This is a genomic window from Pseudovibrio sp. JE062, from assembly GCF_000156235.1.
Classification (GTDB): domain Bacteria; phylum Pseudomonadota; class Alphaproteobacteria; order Rhizobiales; family Stappiaceae; genus Pseudovibrio.
In genome coordinates this window covers 1-17,980 of record NZ_DS996806.1, presented here as the reverse complement: position 1 = coordinate 17,980, position 17,980 = coordinate 1, and the positions used below count along the sequence as shown (strand labels likewise).

General features: G+C 50.9%; 14 protein-coding genes. 7 read left to right on the top strand and 7 right to left on the bottom strand.

Going from position 1 to position 17,980, the window contains the following annotated elements:
- Nucleotides 1-117: 117 nt before the first annotated feature.
- Both PJE062_RS04475 and PJE062_RS04470 read right to left on the bottom strand, forming a co-directional pair.
- Entirely contained in the window at nt 118-774 is a 657-nt protein-coding gene (locus PJE062_RS04475) for a ChrR family anti-sigma-E factor (protein ID WP_008547597.1), read from the bottom strand.
- Nucleotides 771-1,364: a sigma-70 family RNA polymerase sigma factor gene (locus PJE062_RS04470; protein ID WP_008547957.1), complete on the bottom strand. Its 594-nt coding sequence runs from the start codon at nt 1,362-1,364 to the stop codon at nt 771-773. Before PJE062_RS04470 ends, PJE062_RS04475 begins: the two co-directional genes overlap by 4 nt.
- A gap of 145 nt (nt 1,365-1,509) precedes the next feature.
- Here PJE062_RS04470 and PJE062_RS04465 point away from each other — a divergent pair, with 145 nt between their 5' ends.
- The 3 genes from PJE062_RS04465 to PJE062_RS04455 are packed head-to-tail and all read left to right on the top strand — an operon-like array spanning nt 1,510 to nt 4,948.
- Nucleotides 1,510-2,850, top strand: coding sequence for an NAD(P)/FAD-dependent oxidoreductase (locus PJE062_RS04465; protein ID WP_008547394.1), 1,341 nt, complete (start codon nt 1,510-1,512; stop codon nt 2,848-2,850).
- Nucleotides 2,847-3,707 (top strand): DUF1365 domain-containing protein, encoded by an 861-nt coding sequence (locus PJE062_RS04460; RefSeq protein ID WP_008547528.1) that lies wholly within the window; start codon nt 2,847-2,849, stop codon nt 3,705-3,707. The genes PJE062_RS04465 and PJE062_RS04460 overlap by 4 nt, the downstream gene beginning before the upstream one ends.
- Nucleotides 3,704-4,948, top strand: coding sequence for a cyclopropane-fatty-acyl-phospholipid synthase family protein (locus PJE062_RS04455; protein ID WP_008548147.1), 1,245 nt, complete (start codon nt 3,704-3,706; stop codon nt 4,946-4,948). The genes PJE062_RS04460 and PJE062_RS04455 overlap by 4 nt, the downstream gene beginning before the upstream one ends.
- A gap of 39 nt (nt 4,949-4,987) precedes the next feature.
- On the opposite strand, the gene PJE062_RS04450 is transcribed toward PJE062_RS04455, so the two are convergent.
- The 3 genes from PJE062_RS04450 to PJE062_RS04440 are packed head-to-tail and all read right to left on the bottom strand — an operon-like array spanning nt 4,988 to nt 7,751.
- A complete protein-coding gene (locus tag PJE062_RS04450; protein ID WP_008547444.1) occupies nt 4,988-5,425 on the bottom strand; it encodes a nuclear transport factor 2 family protein in 438 nt (145 codons plus the stop codon).
- Nucleotides 5,422-6,174: an SDR family oxidoreductase gene (locus PJE062_RS04445; RefSeq protein WP_008548171.1), complete on the bottom strand. Its 753-nt coding sequence runs from the start codon at nt 6,172-6,174 to the stop codon at nt 5,422-5,424. Before PJE062_RS04445 ends, PJE062_RS04450 begins: the two co-directional genes overlap by 4 nt.
- 53 nt (nt 6,175-6,227) lie before the next feature.
- Nucleotides 6,228-7,751 (bottom strand): cryptochrome/photolyase family protein, encoded by a 1,524-nt coding sequence (locus PJE062_RS04440; protein WP_008547782.1) that lies wholly within the window; start codon nt 7,749-7,751, stop codon nt 6,228-6,230.
- Nucleotides 7,752-7,927: 176 nt separating this feature from the next.
- On the opposite strand from PJE062_RS04440, the gene torS reads away from it, so the two are divergent.
- Nucleotides 7,928-10,834, top strand: a complete 2,907-nt coding sequence (gene torS / locus PJE062_RS04435; protein WP_208982162.1) for a TMAO reductase system sensor histidine kinase/response regulator TorS — start codon at nt 7,928-7,930, stop codon at nt 10,832-10,834.
- Here the strand turns inward: torS and PJE062_RS04430 are convergent.
- Together PJE062_RS04430 and torT are read right to left on the bottom strand one after the other, a co-directional pair.
- Complete coding sequence (locus PJE062_RS04430) at nt 10,801-11,517, bottom strand: response regulator (protein ID WP_008547479.1); 717 nt, start codon at nt 11,515-11,517, stop codon at nt 10,801-10,803. The two genes, torS and PJE062_RS04430, sit on opposite strands and share 34 nt — an antisense overlap.
- A gap of 8 nt (nt 11,518-11,525) precedes the next feature.
- A complete protein-coding gene (gene torT / locus PJE062_RS04425) occupies nt 11,526-12,632 on the bottom strand; it encodes a TMAO reductase system periplasmic protein TorT (protein ID WP_008547552.1) in 1,107 nt (368 codons plus the stop codon).
- Between the two features lie 119 nt (nt 12,633-12,751).
- On the opposite strand from torT, the gene PJE062_RS04420 reads away from it, so the two are divergent.
- The 3 genes from PJE062_RS04420 to torA are packed head-to-tail and all read left to right on the top strand — an operon-like array spanning nt 12,752 to nt 17,078.
- Nucleotides 12,752-13,912 (top strand): NapC/NirT family cytochrome c, encoded by a 1,161-nt coding sequence (locus tag PJE062_RS04420; RefSeq protein WP_008547879.1) that lies wholly within the window; start codon nt 12,752-12,754, stop codon nt 13,910-13,912.
- 39 nt (nt 13,913-13,951) lie between these two features.
- Nucleotides 13,952-14,575: a molecular chaperone gene (locus PJE062_RS04415; protein ID WP_008548039.1), complete on the top strand. Its 624-nt coding sequence runs from the start codon at nt 13,952-13,954 to the stop codon at nt 14,573-14,575.
- Between the two features lie 31 nt (nt 14,576-14,606).
- Entirely contained in the window at nt 14,607-17,078 is a 2,472-nt protein-coding gene (torA, locus tag PJE062_RS04410) for a trimethylamine-N-oxide reductase TorA (protein WP_008548063.1), read from the top strand.
- Nucleotides 17,079-17,980 lie beyond the last annotated feature (902 nt).

The following is a 17,980-nucleotide window of genomic DNA, read 5'->3' as shown; positions in this document are numbered from 1 at the left end:
ACCATATGCCCACCTAAAACAAAGCGCTATGCCTATTCTTTCTTATGAAAATTTCTCAGGTCTTCCGGCCAAAGGGAGTGAAGGCAACTGAGCAAACCAGCCGCCTCCAACTCAAAATCAAATCCGGAACAACGGCTGCAACAGTTTGGGGAGGAAGCCTTTGAACTCGAGGGGGGCATCAGTAACGGCGAGGCAGATGCAGTCTTCTTCTGTGTCGGCGACGGGCTGGTGATGCACGTGTTCGTCGGCTTCCTGAACATCACCAATCTTGTAGCGGCCAGTCTCATCGCTGAAGGAGCCTTGCAGGACGAGCGTCATCTCTGAGCCATGGTGCGAATGCTCAGGGGTGACAAAGCCGGGAGACAGCTTCAGCAAACGAGCGCTTTCACCTTCACTTGGTTTGATCGGTAAAATGAATTGGCGGATACCCGGACCAACCATCTTCCACTTAATGTCATTAAAGCCATGGCCGAGCACATCCCAAAGAGCTGATGGAACACCCTTCTCAGCTCTCGGCTCTACTGTGTAGGCAGCAGCTGGAACAGCAGGCTCATCTTCCACACGCGCCATCAGCAGGTCAAACATATCGTCGGACGGCTTTTGCTGCTCCGTTGTCTGCAAAATAGCCCCTGCGAGCGCTTCAGCTTCGGCAAGGCGACCTTTACATCCGTCGCAAAGCTCCAGATGACAGGAAACCAGCAGGGCATGTCCGGCAGGCAGCGATCCGGTCGCATAAGCCCAAAGAATTTCATCGCTGAGGTGATGGTTGATCATAGTTCCACCCCTTCCAAAAGTTTCCGTAGTCGCGCTAAAGCAAGTCTCATTCGGGACTTCACAGTACCCAGCGGGAGTTCCAAATGCTGGGCGATTTTTGAGTGGCTGGCATCTTCATAAAAGGCCAGTTTGATTATTTTGGATTGCTCTGCTGGCAAGAGAGGAAGCACTTTCTCTACTTGTTCACTCAGTTGCGATTGGTGATGGTCATCCAGCTGCGATCCCTCACCGACCAACTCATTGGCAAAAAACTGATCGTCTTTGTAAAGATACCGCCGCTCTTTACGAAACCGATCAATCCGCAGATTACGGGCGATGGTGTAAATCCAGGTCGACGCGGAGGCCTTCCGGCTGTCAAACATCTCCGCTTTGCGCCAGACAATGACAAAGGTTTCCTGAATAAGCTCTTCGGAAAGCTCCGCAGTTGCTCCACCTTTAAGAAAGTACGTTTTCAGGCGCGGTGCAAAGAACTCGAACAATTGCCTGAACACATCCCGCGAACGGTGCTCGCCCAGCGACTGAAGCAACCCGCTTAACTCCGCAGAGGTCAGGCAGTTTTCACTCTCACCATCATTACTTTTAAGTTGCATCGTAACCATCGCTCTGCAAACCGCCGAATTGTGTCACACGTCTTTTTACCAAACAGTTTGTCATTTGGATCACTTTTTCCTGCCTAGGGTGATCCATTTCCAATCAGCGCTCCTAAAAAGAGAAACTTTAGATTGGACGAAAGCAATGAAAATAGCAGTGATTGGGAGTGGAATTTCCGGCCTCTCAGCCGCCTGGCTTCTTTCCCAAAAGCATCAGGTAGACATCTATGAGAAGGACGATCGCCTCGGTGGTCATGCCAACACCCAGCATCCAGTTATCAACGATGTTGAAGTTGCTGTAGACACTGGTTTCATTGTCTACAACCAACGCACCTACCCAAACCTCACTGCTCTCTTCAATCACATCAACGTCGACACCAATTCTACAGAAATGTCGTTTGCGGTCTCCCTCAACGAGGGACTGCAAGAATACTCTGGTTCGGGACTGAAAGGGCTGTTCGCTCAAAAGACCAATCTTCTACGGCCGTCTTTCCTGCGCATGATCGCTGAAACTCTGCGGTTTTATAAAGACGCCCCAGAAGATGCAGCCAAAGCAGAGTACGAGACAACTACGCTCGGCAGCTATCTCTCGCAAAACAACTACTCAAAAACGTTCATCAACGATCATCTCCTTCCAATGGGAGCGGCGATCTGGTCCATGCCACCAGCGCAACTGCTTGCATTCCCATTCCAGACCTTCATTGGCTTTTGCAACAACCACGGTCTTCTCCAACTGAAAGACCGACCACAATGGCGCACGGTAACAGGTGGTTCTCGCAACTACGTAGAGAAACTGGCAGCGGAGATTTCCGGCAAGATCATCCTGAATGCCAATATCTCAGATGTGCAGCGTAAGCCCGGATCTGTGACCATCTTCTCCAGAAATGGTCAGGTCGACACCTACGATCACGTGGTCTTTGCCTGTCACTCAGATCAGGCGCTGGCAATCCTGAATGCGAAAGGCAATGCATCCAACGCAGAGCGAAAGATCCTTGGCTCAATTCGTTATCAGCGCAACATCGCCATCTTGCACCGCGATAAATCGCTCATGCCAAAGCGCAAAGCAACGTGGTCAGCATGGAACTTCATCGGCTCACAAATGGGCAACAACGCCCTTTGTGTGACCTATTGGATGAACGCACTTCAACAGCTGAACACCACTGAAGATGTGTTTGTCACCCTCAACCCCAACCATCAGCCAGCAACCGGGTCCATATTGCGCACCTTCCACTACGCGCACCCTGTGTTTGATCAGACAGCGCTCACAGCTCAAAAGCAACTCTGGCAGATACAGGGCGAGCGACGCACTTGGTTCTGCGGCGCATATCTCGGTTACGGCTTCCACGAGGATGGACTTCAGTCCGGCCTCGCTGTGGCCGAAGCACTTGGAGATGTGAAACGCCCTTGGGACTGCGATAATCCGAACGGTCGCATTGGCTTACCTGAGGATTGGCAGTTTGGCGGCCAGCAGGAGGCGGCGGAATGATCCTGACCAGACGACAGCATAAAGCAGAAAACACACCGCTCAAAATTTATCTGGGCGATGTAGTGCACTGTCGTCATGACAAGATCAAACACAAGCTGAGTTACAAGGCTCTGTCCTTCTCAATCGACATCGACCGATTGCAGGACATGGACCAGATGTCTTCGCTTTTGTCCGTTGGCCGTTTCAACCTCTTCAGCTTCCACCCGTCAGATCACATGGAGAGCGGCCATACAGACCTGCGAGGGTATGTAGAAGCAGTCCTGAAACAGGCAAAGATTGATACGTTCCCGGACAAGATCCAACTGCTCGCTTACCCCAGATTTTTGGGAAGAGCCTTCAATCCGATCAGTGTGTTCTACTGCTACTCCAAGGAGAAGCTGCAAGCGATCCTGTATCAGGTCAGAAACACCTTTGGAGATATGCATCACTACGCCGTCGAGATCGATACATCTGAAGCTCAAGGCATTCAGCCTGTGTTCCGGCACTCATGCCCAAAAAACTTCCATGTCTCTCCGTTTCTGGAGCTGACCGGCCACTATCACTTCATAGCGCGCCCACCAGCAGATGATGTTTCACTCATTATCCGCCTCACTCAGGAAAGCGCACCCGTACTAACGGCAAGTTTTCAGGGCAAGGAGCAACCTGCAACAACAGCCCGCCTCTTGGCAATCGGGCTTCGCTACTTCCAGAACTCCGCCAAGATATTGGGATTGATCCATTATGAAGCGCTTAAGCTCTGGATCAAAGGCGCCAAGTTTTACAAGCGCCCTACTCCACCCGCTTCCATCGTAACAGGCATGCATAAGCAAGGCCCTGCACTCAAAAAAATCAAAGCAAACTCAGGGAGACACCCATGACACTCAGAGACAACTCCTCCCTCAGTCCATTGGCAGGCGCCAGTATGACGGATCTCAACCTGACCTCCAGACTTTGGAAGTCCCTGCTGGATCCTATGCTCAGCAAACTCAAAGAAGGCCATCTCGGTGTTGTTCTGCCCAACGGCCAGTTACTGACCTATGGAAACCAAGCCAATCACGGCCCCATCGTCACCGTAAAGATCCTACGCACCCGCCTGTTGTGGCGGCTTCTCTCCGGAAACTCTCTGGCTCTTGCCGAAGGGTATTTGGAAGAAGACTGGCGGTGCAGTAATCTTCGCTCCCTGTTTGATTTGCTGGTTGCGAACCAACACATCATGCAATCTATCACAAAACGTGGTGTTTTCTCACGAGCCCTCGCACGCCTGCGCCATCTGGCAAATGCAAACACACTTGCAGGCAGCAAACGCAACATCGCGTTCCATTACGACCTGGGCAATGATTTCTACAGCCACTGGCTGGACGAAACCATGACCTATTCTTCTGCCTACAAACTGCAACAGCACGAACCCTTGCATGAGGCCCAGCGCAGAAAATATGACCGTGTCCTGCAACTGACCAACACCAAGCCAGATCAAAAGATCCTCGAAATCGGTTGTGGCTGGGGCGGGTTTGCAGAACATGCCTGCCAATCCGGACGAAACGTTCACGGCATCACACTGTCACAGGAGCAACTGAAGTTTGCCCAGTCTCGCCTTCAGTCCCAACAAACAAACGGCAACGCTTCTTTTGAGCTGAGAGATTATAGAGAGACCGACGGCCAATACGACGCCATCGTCTCTATTGAGATGATCGAAGCAGTCGGAGAGGAAAACTGGAACAGCTACTTCGAAAAGCTGAAGTCCCGGCTAAAGCCCGGCGGGACAGCCGTCATTCAGGCAATCCTGATTGCCGATGACAAATTCCATACCTACCGCAAAAACGTTGACTTCATTCAGCGCTACATTTTCCCGGGAGGGTTGCTTCCTTCTGCTCGCGAAATGGCGCGGAAAATAGAAGAACAGAAACTGGAACTGGTCACCCGCGAGTTCTTTGGCGCCGACTATGAGCAGACTCTGGTGCGATGGAGAAAAGCGTTCTTCCAGAACTGGTCAGAAATCTCAAAGCTTGGATATGACAGTCGCTTCAAGCGCATGTGGCATTACTATCTCGCCTATTGCGAAGCAGGCTTTGCCCAAGGCACCATCAATGTAGGTCTGTTTCAGATTAAGAAGCCAGCTTAATAGCCAAAAAAGTTGGGCCACACCGGCCCAACTCATCCCTTAGATAGCAGCTCTGGACGCGATCCACTTAATCATCGCCCCAACAATCGGCAGTTTGCGATAGAAATGCCGCGATGCATCCCAATAATCGTAGTGCGCACTCACCTTGCCTTGCGCATCAAAATGCACCTCAGTGAGTCCCCGAACGCTCCAGTTCCCCAGATGCTTTTGCTTGCAGGTAAAATCCCATCGCATAAAGCACAGGTCACCGGACCACGCCAGATCGAGGATCTTGAACCGAGGCTCCTGGACATCCTCGTACATCTTGTGAAAGACCTTCTCAAAGTTCTCGCGGCCCTTCACATCATTAAACGGATCGATGAAGTGCACATCATTACTGATGAGCTCATGAACCTCTTTGATGCGCTCTGGCGTTACGTTTTCAAAGAAAAGCGCATACTGCCGGGCAGTACTCTCCAGTTCAGCTCTCTCGGTCATCTCTTACTCATCCTTCTCATGACGGGAAAGTAGAGAGCGTAAGGCAGCATCCGCAGCACCTTCATGGTGGCACCCAGACGGAACGGGAAGTAGACTTCAAACGACTTCCGCTGAAGCCCCTTATAAATATCCTTAGCCGCTTGCTCAGGTGTAAGAAGAAACGGCATATCGAACGTGTTCTTGTCCGTCATTGGCGTTTTCACAAAGCCGGGGTTGACCAATGAAAGCTCAAGTCCGACCCGATCAAAATCAGGTTTCAGGCTCTCACAAAGATTGATCAGCGCTGCTTTCGTCGGCCCATAACACGCAGCCTCTGGAAGACCACAATACCCACTCAGGGAGCTGATGATCGCAATGTGCCCGTTTCCTTGCTCTTTCAGCAAAGGAAACAGCTTCTCAATCACACGAACAGCGCCGAAATAGTTGGTATCCATAGAGGCTATAGAATGCTCTTCCGTCAGCACATCAATGCCGCCGGGATAATAGAGGCCAGAACAGTACACCGTAAGATCCGGCAGCTTCCCTGCATCATGAAACTGCTGGATCACAGCAGTAATCTGGCCACTGTCAGTCACATCCAGCGGGACTACGTCGAGCTGAGTTGTATCCTGAGCAAGCTCTTTAAGCTTCTGCTCATTTCGCGCACTCACCGCAACACGCCAACCAAACTGCGCATAAAGCTGAGCAAGACTGGCTCCGATGCCGGAACTCGCTCCAATAATCCAGACAAGCTTTTGATGTTCTGCCATAACGCCCTCTCTGTCTGCTCTTACGCTACCCAACAGTTTTCAGATCACGTCTACTAAGCATCCAGCTCAGCAAAGAACCGTTGGCTATCCTGCTTAATCTGGTCCTTCTTCGCGTCGCTCATCTTATCCCAGCTGCGATAGATCATCGAAACCCGCGGATTTCCTCGCAGTTTCTCCTGGTTCTTCTCCAGAAAGTTCCAGTAAAGATAGTTGAAGGGACAAGCCTTCTCGCCGGTCTTGGCAGAGACGGAATAAGAGCAATGCTGGCAGTAATTGGACATGCGGTTGATATAAGCACCGCTGGCTGCATAAGGTTTTGAAGCGAAAATCCCGCCATCAGCAAACAGGATCATACCACTCACATTGGGCAACTCCACCCACTCATAAGCATCTGCATAAACAGCAAGATACCATTCACTCACTTGTTTGGGTGCTAATCCAGCAAGTAGCGAAAAATTCCCAATCACCATCAAACGCTGGATATGATGCGCATAGGCATTGGATTTGGTCTCCGCAATACACTGGCGCAGGCAGTTCATCTGCGTCTCACCGCTCCAGTAAAACTCTGGCAGATTTCGTGAAGCATCAAAGTAGTTCAGCTCGGCATACTCGGGCATATTGAGCCAGTAGATCCCCCGGATAAACTCACGCCATCCGACAATCTGGCGAATGAAGCCCTCAACGGAGTTCAACGGCGCGCGCCCTTCAAAGTAAGCACGCTCCGCTGCCCTCACACACTCCATCGGCAGCAACAAGCCGCAATTGAGATAGAAGCTGATGTGGCTGTGAAACATCCAGGGCTCCCCCTGAACCATCGCATCCTGATAATCACCAAACTTGCCAAGTCGCTCAGCAACAAACTGATCCAGCACCTTCAGCGCATCTTGACGGGTAACGGCAAAGAAGAAGGGCAGCAGGTCTCCGAAGTGATCCGGAAACGCCTCATCCACCAGCGCCAATACCTCTTTCGTGATCTCATCAGGTTCAGCAGCAAAGGGTTCTGGCACCTCCAGTGCATCCGGAGCACTCTTGCGGTTGTCGTGATCAAAGTTCCACTGCCCACCCAGCGGCTTGTCACCATCCATCAAAACCGCATGCTGCCGGCGCATATCGCGATAAAAGTACTCCAGCCGCAAACTCTTGCGACCAGAGGCCCAGCGCTGAAACTCATCTGAGCTGCAAAGAAACCGATCATCGTCCCGAAGCTCCACTGGAACACCCAGCCGCTCCTGCCAACTCTCCATGCCGTGCAGCAGCCGGTATTCTCCCGGCTTTGTCACAATGACACCGGCGACAGCTTCTTCCTTCGTCAGTCGAAGAACTTCCCCAAACAAACTGCCCGTATTCTCAGCGCAGTCGTACTTCCTATAAACAACGCGATATCCGAGTAATTTTAGCTCCTCCGCAAAGTGCCGCATGGCCGAAAACAGAAACGCAATCTTCTTCTTATGATGACGGACATACGTTGCCTCTTCACGCACCTCCGCCATCAAAATCACATCCACACCCGGCTCCGCGTCCCGCAAACTGGAAAGCGACAAACTCAGCTGATCCCCCAACACCAACCGCACTCTCATCTCTCGCTCTCCCTTCAAAGGAACTCATTGATTTCCAAAAAAGTAGGGCGCAAGGCATAAGGAGACCATACCCGAGTATTGGGACAAGCTCTCCCCCTGAGACATGTTGTCTTGCGGCTATGTAGAGAGTTGCCCTTATCCCCTCCTCGCAGATAGTCAGGGATGATGAGGAACAGGTGGATGACACGATGATTGCGATGGGCATCAGAGGGCGGCTTTTATTGGCGTTTGGCGCCATCGTTTTATGTATGCTGCTCTCTGCCAGCACCGGTTGGCTCGGCTTCAGTGCCGTTGAAGATGCCAATGACCGCATCACACAGGAAGCCCTGCCCAACCTCCTCCTCGCACAAGAGATCAGCGAAACCAGCAAAGCCGTCGTCTCCTCCCTGCCGTCTCTCGCCCGCGTTCAAAATCTGGAAGAGCTCGCTCAGCAAAGCCGACGCCTCTCTCAGGCTCAATCCAGCATTCAGAATAAAATCACCCATCTCACCCAGCGAGAGATACTCGGCCCGCAGCTCAATGAGGTGAATATCGCGGCCAATGCACTGTTCGATGTGACTATGAAGCAAGAGGTGCTGATGGCTGAGCGTGTGCGTGTTTCAGCACATTTCAACGCATCTTTTACAAAAGCGCTCACAACTTCGGACAGATTAACGCAAATCTCCCGAACGCTGGTCGAGAACGCTTACACCCGCTCCATGGCAGCGATCGTCCGCACCTATGACTTGGTGGAAGAAACGCAGGAAGAAGAACAACTTCTGGCCGCATTGGATGGCATTTCGGAAGACAATTTGGACCAGTTAGAGCGCATGACAGAGCTCCGCCTGCTCTCCATTCTGCTCACACACAAGCTCAACACAGTTGCCCGTGAGTTGGACATCGCGAAAATCGGTCAACTCAAGCAGGACTTCGCACAATCCTGGCGGATCATCGAACGTCGCCTCCGTTTTGCAAGCGATCCCGGAAGACAGTCAGAGGCAACACAGCTTCTTCAGGAACTACAGGTCGAAACCATTGGTTCATCTGGTGCCGATGTCTTTTCACTTCGCGAGCAACTGGTGCGATTAGATAAGCAAGTTGAATCACTTACGAAGGAAGCAGCGGAACACAGTACTGAGCTGACATCAGCCGTAGAGCGCATTACCTCTTCCTCTCAGGACTGGATCAACCAAGCTATCAAAGGCTCCGGCCTCGCCATCACAGCGGGCCAGATCACACTTGTTGCACTGGCTGCGATCTCTTTGCTTGTCACATTCGCAGTTGTTTACTTCTACGTTCAGGGCAATCTTCTCAAACGCCTCTCCCGCCTCCACGAAGGCATGGCAACTCTGGCGTCGGGCAACCTATCCTCTACCATAAACGACTACGGCTCCGACGAGCTACACACCATGGCTAAAACCCTTGAGGTGTTCCGCCAGACGGCCGTTGTGCGAGGTCAGCTCGAAGAACAACAAGTGAAGGTAAATCAAGAGCTTCAACGCTATCAGAATGAGTTGGAGCAACTCGTTGAAGACCGCACGGAAAAGCTGCTGGAGGTCAACCAGCAGCTCGAAGAAGAAGCTGTCCGACTGGAAAAAGCACGCAAACAAGCCGAAGAAGCAAACCGTGCCAAGTCCACCTTCCTGGCGACGATGAGCCATGAAATCAGAACACCTATGAACGGTATTCTGGGCACCACCTCACTCCTGAAAGACACTCAGCTCAATACCGAGCAACAACGCCTGACAAGCACTATCGCAGAGTCAGGCAACGTACTTCTCTGCATTCTCAATGACATACTGGATTACTCAAAGATTGAAGCAGGCCAGCTCACCTTCGAGCAAATCCCGTTCTCCGTGCACACTATCATCGAACGCCTGATCACCTTGTTCACCCCTCTGGCACAGGAGAAAGACCTGAGCCTCACCTATCATGTGGCAGACAATGTGCCTGATGGCAGCCTCGGCGATCCGGCACGTCTCTATCAAGTGCTCTCTAACCTCCTCAGCAACGCAATCAAGTTCACGGAAGTCGGCGGCATCCAACTGCAAGTCACTGCAAACTCAACGCAATCAGAGCTGATCTTCTCAGTGATCGACAGTGGCATCGGCATTCCAAAAGACAAGATTTCCTCTCTGTTCGACGCATTCTCACAAGCCGAAGATTCAACCAGCCGCCGCTATGGTGGCACCGGCCTTGGCCTAGCAATTTGCGATAAGCTGATAAAGGGAATGCAAGGAACAGTTTCAGTCGAGAGTGAACTTCATAAAGGCAGTACATTCACTTTCACACTCCCTATGGAATCCTGCGAGTACAAAGCAGAAAAACCAATGGCTTCAGAGCAGGAAGCCCTTCCCGCTGCAAAAATTCTGATTGCCGAAGACATTGAAACCAATCGCTTTATTCTTCGCAGCATGCTGATCAAACTGGGTATGTCCGTGTTCGAAGCCCATAACGGATTGGAAGCTCTCGACCAGTTGCAACGTGAACGACCAGACCTTGTGCTGATGGATGTCAGCATGCCAGAGATGGATGGCCTTGAAGCGACACGACAAATCCGCAAGCTTGCGGATACGGCACTTGCAAGCACTCCAATTATTGCAACCACCGCTCATGTCATCGGAGTGGACGCTGACAAATGCAAAGAAGCAGGCATGGATGGTTTCCTCGCCAAGCCATTTGAGCAAGCAGAGCTTCACCAGATCTTGCGCTCCGTCCTACAGAAAGATTGCAAAGCCACCGCCCAACAATGCGAACCTTCCCAAACAGCGACAAACCACACTCAAGTGCTTGATCTAGAAACACTTGATCAGGATGTCGAAATGCTTGGAGAAGCTGCTCTGGCAGAGCTTGTTGAGCTCTTCGAGGTAGAATCCAAACAATTACTGAACAACGTACTTTCCGCTCAAACACCTGAACAACAAAAGAAAGCAGCGCACGCATTAAAGAGCGCCGCCGCCAGCTTAGGCCTTCAGGAACTGCGAGAGTTATCTGCTAATGTTGAAGCAGCAAAGCTACCTCCTGAGGGACTGCGCGATGCTCTAGAGAGAGCCATAAACGCTCTCGCAGACTACAAAGCCTCGACACTCTCAGCGAAGATATAGCCCTCTCCGTGAGACGTCAGGATCATGGTGGGCTTGCGCGGGTTCTCCTCAAGGATCTTACGAAGCCGCCCGACCAATACATCAATCGAACGGTCATTCGGCGACCAACTCCGATGGCTGATATGATCCATCAGGTAATCTCTGCTCAAAACAGTACCCGGCTTGGATGTAAAGGTGTTGAGCAGCTGAAACTCTCCGCGCGTAAGAGCAACACCTTCCTCACCTTCAGCAATCAACTCCCGTTTCATCAGATTCAACGTCCAACGGCCAAACCGATGCGCATGGGCTTCATCCTTGGAAGGCTGCACCTGCCCGGATCGACGTAATAGAGCTTTCACCCGAGCCAGCAACTCTCTGGGATTATAGGGCTTTGTGATGTAATCATCCGCCCCAACTTCAATCCCGATAATCCGGTCAATCTCATCTGTCCGGCCAGTAACCAGAATAATCCCGATATCAGATTGCGCGCGTAGAGCTCTGGCCAGATTGATCCCATCATCATCCGGCAGGTTGATATCCAGCAGCACCAGATCAATCGTAAACTCTTCAAGCGCTTGATGCATCTGACCTGCATCAGCAGCCTCCAATACATCAAAACCTTCGGTTTGCAGATAGGCAACCAGCTTCTTGCGAGAGATCGCTTCGTCTTCAACAACGAGTATGCGAGTTTTGCGAGTATTCAACGGATCACCTAGTTGCTCTTAGTTTCTGCATTGCGTTGCGCCTCCACCGTGTAAGTCGGACTAAAAGACGCCGGAGACAACGCACATTCCAAATCGATTTCAGCAATGCTGTCTTTCGTCACCATCAAAATCTCTGGCGCATAGTGCTTGAGATATGGCTTGCCTTCCAAAAGACGAATGCTCTGATCGATGGCCATCATGCCCTGCATGACTGGCTGATCAGTGGGCGAAGCAATGATTTTGCCACGCTTGATGCCACGAAACACGCCATGGGTCAGATAACCGGAAACAACCTCAATATCCTCCGAAAGCCCACGAACTTTAAGTGCGCCAATTGCCGCTTCTGCCGAAACACCAGTTCCAATCAGATAATCCGGAGCAGTTCCACCTTCCAACTCTTCTTCAATCAGCGAAAGTTGGATCAGTTTGCCAGTATCTCCGTAGCGTGTGTTCAGCAGATTGGCGGAGGACTTTGTCAGCTCTGATTTGAATGCGCTCAACTTGGTTGAAGAGATCCCCGGCTTCCCAGCACCAGGAAACCAACTCACATTTACCGAAGCCGTTCCAGCGGGATGCCTCTTTGTAATCACCTGTGCTGTTCGGCGCCCCATTTCATCCCAATCAACACTAGTCGCAGCCGCAATGAAGTCACTGCGTATGTTGTTCACCAGCGCAATAACCGGCGTATCTTTTACAATCTCCTCCAACAGATCATGATGTCCTTCAAAGGAAACCGTGCCCAGCAGAATTGCATCCGGTTTGCTATCCGCACAGGCCTGCAACTGCTTACGCTGCTGCTCCAGCTGATAATAGCCACCCGCCTCATAAACACGCAGATTGATGTTCAGTTTCTTGGCTTGTTTGACCATCCCGTAATTGACGCTAAGCCAGTATGAATCCTTCAGATGCGGATAGAGCGCACAGATGCTCCAGGCCTTTTCAGCCTGCTTAAGCGGCTCATAAGAAATGCTTTTCCGCGGTGAAGTGAAATCCAGCAGCTTCTCCCATGTCACTGCAGACCAAGTTTCTGCATGCGCATACCCTGTTAGAAAAACCCCAACAAGAGCCGCCATCAGGATCTTACAAATTCTTACAATTTCTTTCGGTCTGTTCATAGCAAGCCAGAACCCAGTTCATATCCGCCCGCTACCATAGAGATAAATCAGTCGCTGGGAATGCGACCAATCCGACAGCAGGATCACATTTTCCTGTAGGGCACTCAGGAACAACAATAATGATTAAAAAGCTCTGGCAACGCATGTGGACGGCAAGTCCACTTCCTCTCGCGGTTCTCATCATCATAGGTGGTATCGGAGGCATCATCTTCTGGGGCGGCTTCAACACAGCAATGGAAGTCACCAACAATCTGGAGTTCTGTGTCTCCTGCCACGAGATGCAGCCAGTCTATGAGGAATACAAAACCTCAGTTCACTACCAGAACAGCTCAGGTGTAAGAGCAGAATGCCCGGACTGCCACGTTCCCCGCGAATGGGGACCAAAAGTCATTCGTAAAATTCAGGCAACGAACGAGCTCTATCATAAGTTCATCGATCCTTCGATCGACACACCTGAGAAGTTTGAAGCCAATCGTCTGCGCCTTGCCAAGAACGTTTGGCATGCCATGAAGGAAACGGACTCCCGCGAGTGCCGCAACTGCCATGCTTTCGATACGATGAAGATCGACGGACAGCGCGAAAAAGCACAAAAGATGCACCCGAAAGCCATCAAGGAAGGCAGCACATGCATCGATTGTCACAAAGGCATCGCCCACAAACTGCCTGACCTTTCAGCAGCTTCCAAGCAAGCATTCGAGATGTTGAAAGAACAGTCCAGAACTGTCAGCTACAACGCAGATCATCTCACCACTCTGGCAACAGCAAACATCTACCTCAACGAAGATGACAGCAAAGCAGCAGGTCGCGTCCTCCCTGCCACCACAGTTGAACCTGTCGATGCAAGTGGTGAGCGTGTCAAAGTGAAAGTGAGCGGTTGGAGCCAGAAGGGTGCAGAGAAAATCATCTATGCAATGAAGGGCCAGCGCATCTTCAACACAGCTCTTGGCAAAACAGCAGTGCCAATGGTTGAACGCGGCGAAACCATCACTCTCGAAAGCACAGGTCAGGATTGGACTGAAGTTAGCTTCACCGGCTTCATGGACAAGAAGGACATGATCTCAGACGCAGATGCTCTTTGGTCTTACTCCGGTGAGCTTTACGAGAATTCCTGCTCCGTTTGTCACAACGCACCATCACCTAGCCACTTCCTGGCAAACCAATGGATTGGCGTTCTGAAATCAATGGTGCGCTACACCGCACTCAGCAAAGACGAACAGCGCCTTCTTCAAAAATACCTGCAGCTCAACGCACAAGACACGGGCGGCAAAGGCCAACACTAGGCCGCCCTGTCACTCCCGTCTCTGTCTAAGGAATATGCCATGTATGATCTAACGGACATCACCACAGAAAATCTCTCAAGAGCCGCAACCTATCGCTTCCTTGCAGGTGTTTTCGGAACAGAAGTGGATGCCGCCTTCCTGCAGTCAGCAACCTCCGGAGAGCTCCGCCAGTTACTGGATGATCTTCAATGCGAAGCTGATCTGAAGGACGCCGTTGATCTGTTGAAGTTCAATCTGGATCAACGCAGTCACGATGCCTCTGCAATCATGGATCTGCGCGTCATCTTCTCAAGCCTATTCCTCGGTGCTGGTGGTCGCAAATCCGCCCCGCCATACGCCTCTTACTACGCAACTGAGAAAACCTCTCTCAGCCATGCCTGTGTTGCAGAAATAGAAACAACCTATCGCAAGCACCAGCTGGCTCCCCATCAAAGCTTCTCCGAACCTGCTGATCATATCGCAGCCATGCTGAGCTTCTGCTCCGAACTGGCATTGCAACCAACACAGCAGGCTGAACTGAAAGCCTTCCTGCAAACGCACCTGAAAACTTTCTCGCAAGGTTTCAGCGAGGACTGCTCATCCTACGACAACGATGGCTTCTATCTCGCTTGCGCCAACTTACTCCGCGCTCTGATTGAGCGCGACCTTAGCACCCTGCACTAAACACATAAAACTGGGAAATTGGAGGGACATCATGTCCACTCAAAATAACACGATCACCGAAAACACAAGCCCAACCAGAGGGATGACACGTAGACGCTTTCTGTCCACGCTGCTCAGCACCTCTGCCATTGCATTCATGGGCTCACCACTTCTGATGAAGGTTGCTCATGCTGCAGCAGCTGGAACCAAGGAAGTTCTCAACGGCGCGCACTGGGGGCTGTTCCGTGCTGTTGTAAAGGATGGTCGCTTTGTTGAAGCAAAACCTTTCGAACACGACATTCGCCCAACCTCAAACATCGCCAATACTCCTGAGCTGGTATATTCCCCAAGCCGCATCAAGTACCCAATGGTCCGCCGTGGGTTCCTTGAAAACGGCCCTCAGACCAACACGGAAGACCGCGGTAAAGGCGAGTTCGTACGCGTAACATGGGATCAGGCCTTCGAGCTGGTTGCAAAAGAACTGAACCGTGTACGTGACACCTTTGGCCCAGCCGCAATTTACGGCGGCTCTCCTGGTTGGAAGAGTGTTGGTCGTTTCCATAACTGCCGCGCAGGCCTCTATCGTCTTCTCAACATGAACGGTGGCTACACAAAAGGCGTGGGCGACTACTCTACTGGTGCAGCGCAGGTCATCATGACCCACATCATGGGCAACCCAGAAGTGTACGCTCAGATGTCCAGCTATGAGACCGTTCTGGAGCACACAGACAACATCATCCTTTGGGGCTGTAACCCGCAAGAAACCCTCAACATGGGTTGGGTCATTCCAGACCACAAAGGCTTCACTTATCTGGATCAGCTTCGCGATGCTGGCAAGAACGTCATCTCCATCGATCCATTGATGACTGAATCCGCAAAGCATCTGAATGCTAAGTGGTACGCTCCACGTCCGGGTTCTGACACAGCAACCATGATGGCAATTGCTCATGAGCTGATCAAGACAGAGAAAGTAGACGAGGACTTCCTTTCAGAGTTCACCGTTGGTTATGAAGAACTCAAAGCCTACGTGCTCGGCGAAACAGACGGCATTGAGAAAACACCTGAATGGGCATCTGAACTGTCCGAGCTACCTGCAAGCGACATCCGCGATATCGCAGCTCAGATGGCGAACGGCACGACCATGATCATGGGCGGCTGGTCCATGCAGCGTGCTGATCACGGTGAGCAACCACACTGGATGATGGTCACCCTCGCAGCAATGCTTGGCCAGATCGGTAAACCGGGTGGCGGCTTCGGTTACTCCTGGCATTACGAATGTGCGGGCGTACCATCTGCAAACAACGCAATCGTCCCAGGCCTGTCTGGTGGCAAAGCACCTGAAAATATGCCTCCTGCAATGCCAGTGGCACGCATCACCGATGCCCTCCTCAACCCGGGCGAGACCATCGACCACAATGGCCGCAAGTACACCTATCCTGAGTTCAAGCTGATCTACTGGACCGGCGGCAACCCGCTCAGCCACCAGCAAGACCGCAACCGCATGCTAAAAGCATGGCAGCGCCCTGAAACCATCATCGTTCAGGACATCTTCTGGACTGCATCCGCCAAGTTCGCTGATATCGTTCTGCCAGCAACCACTGCATTTGAACGCAACGACATGGAAATGGGCGGCGGTGCTTCCGGCAAGTACCTCTTCCCAATGCATCAGGTTGTTGAGCCTCAGTTTGAATCCAAGAACGATCTCGACATCTATCAGGGTATTGCAGACAAACTTGGCTTTGGCGACAAGTACCTTGAAGGCAAATCTGAAGAAGACTGGCTACGCGAACTCTATGGCAAGGCACTTGCACAGGGCAAAGCCAAGAACCTTGAAATGCCTGACTTTGACGAGTTCTGGTCCAACCCGACAAGTTATGTCGAGTTCCCAACCACCGAAGAGGCAATACAGTACACCCGCCACGGCGAGTTCCGCGAAGACCCTCTCCTTGAGCCATTGGGCACACCATCTGGCCTCATCGAGATCTATTCCAAGACTGTTGCAGACATGGGCTATGACGACTGTAAAGGCCACGCAACCTGGATCGAACCAGCTGAGTGGCTTGGTTCTGAGAAAGCCAAACAGTATCCATTGCACATGCTTTCACCGCACCCAGTGGAGCGCATCCACTCTCAGACCAACAACATCTCCACCCGCGATAACTACACCATCGCAGGTCGCGAGCCAGTTTGGATCTCAGAGGAAGATGCATCTTCACGCGGCATTAAAACCGGTGATGTGGTTCGTGTCTTCAACGAGCGCGGTGAGACACTCGCGGGCGCATACGTAACAGGTGATCTGCGTAAGGGTGTCATTCGTTTGCGCGAAGGTGGTTGGTACGATCCTGAAGAGCCAGGCAAGATCGGCTCTCGCTGTAAGTATGGTCACGCTAACGTTCTGACCATCGACAAAGGCGCCTCAAAACTGTCTCAGGCAACCATCGCAAACACCTGTCTTGTAGACATTGCTAAGCTGGAAGGAGATGCGCCAACCGTAACAGCATTTGACGCTCCTCAAGGTGCATAATTAAAATCTAAGGCCGCTCTACTTACCCCCAGAGCGGCCTTTTTCTTGCCTGCGCGAAATCGATTCATCATACATTTTTGCTGGTTATCACCTCAAACTCAGCGCGTTTCAGCAGTTTTCCCCCACTTCACACCCCAATTTCAACGAAGGGCTTGGGAAAAGTCCACCTAGATATAATTGCCGATTTTTTAGGCAAAAAACCTTAGAGAAACAGTTTTAGTCTTACAAATCGCAATTCATTAGAGTAGCCACGACATTACATGCATTAAACACATAAAATGCAATTAAACGACTGTAATAAAACAATATTTTCAAACTAACAGCAAAACTCTCACCACTTTAGCCAATCAACTCAAACCCAGTTTCCCAGTTTAAACTCACGCATAGTTTAGAACAGATCTCTACGCCTCATGCAAAACTAAAACAGAAGGTAAGTTTTCTGAGCCTAGAGCAATGTGTAAACAGGTCACATTTTATGTTTTATATTTAAATTTAAGTAACGCTTTAATTTTACGGAAATCCATAACTATTTATGCTTGCATCTCATTAAGTAAATTCTACTTCCAACTGAATTGTTTACTACAAACTTCAGCTTAACATCGCATTACCTATTGGTAACCCTCACTCCAGCTCTTAAGTAATCATATCTATAACTTCAGCTGATCTAACAGTTAATATTTATGGTTAACAATAAAGCTAAAATTTTAGCCACAATGCCGCTAGGTAACTACTTTACCTAAGCAGTGTGGAAACTTTTTTACTCGACATACATATTAGCTATTAATATATTATTTACCATGTTTGATTGCACATAATACAGTCTGAAGCAAAAAATAGACTGATCTGGGGTGTGCCATAACCACTGTAAACGCGTAGACCAAAATTTGTAGGGGCTGAGATGT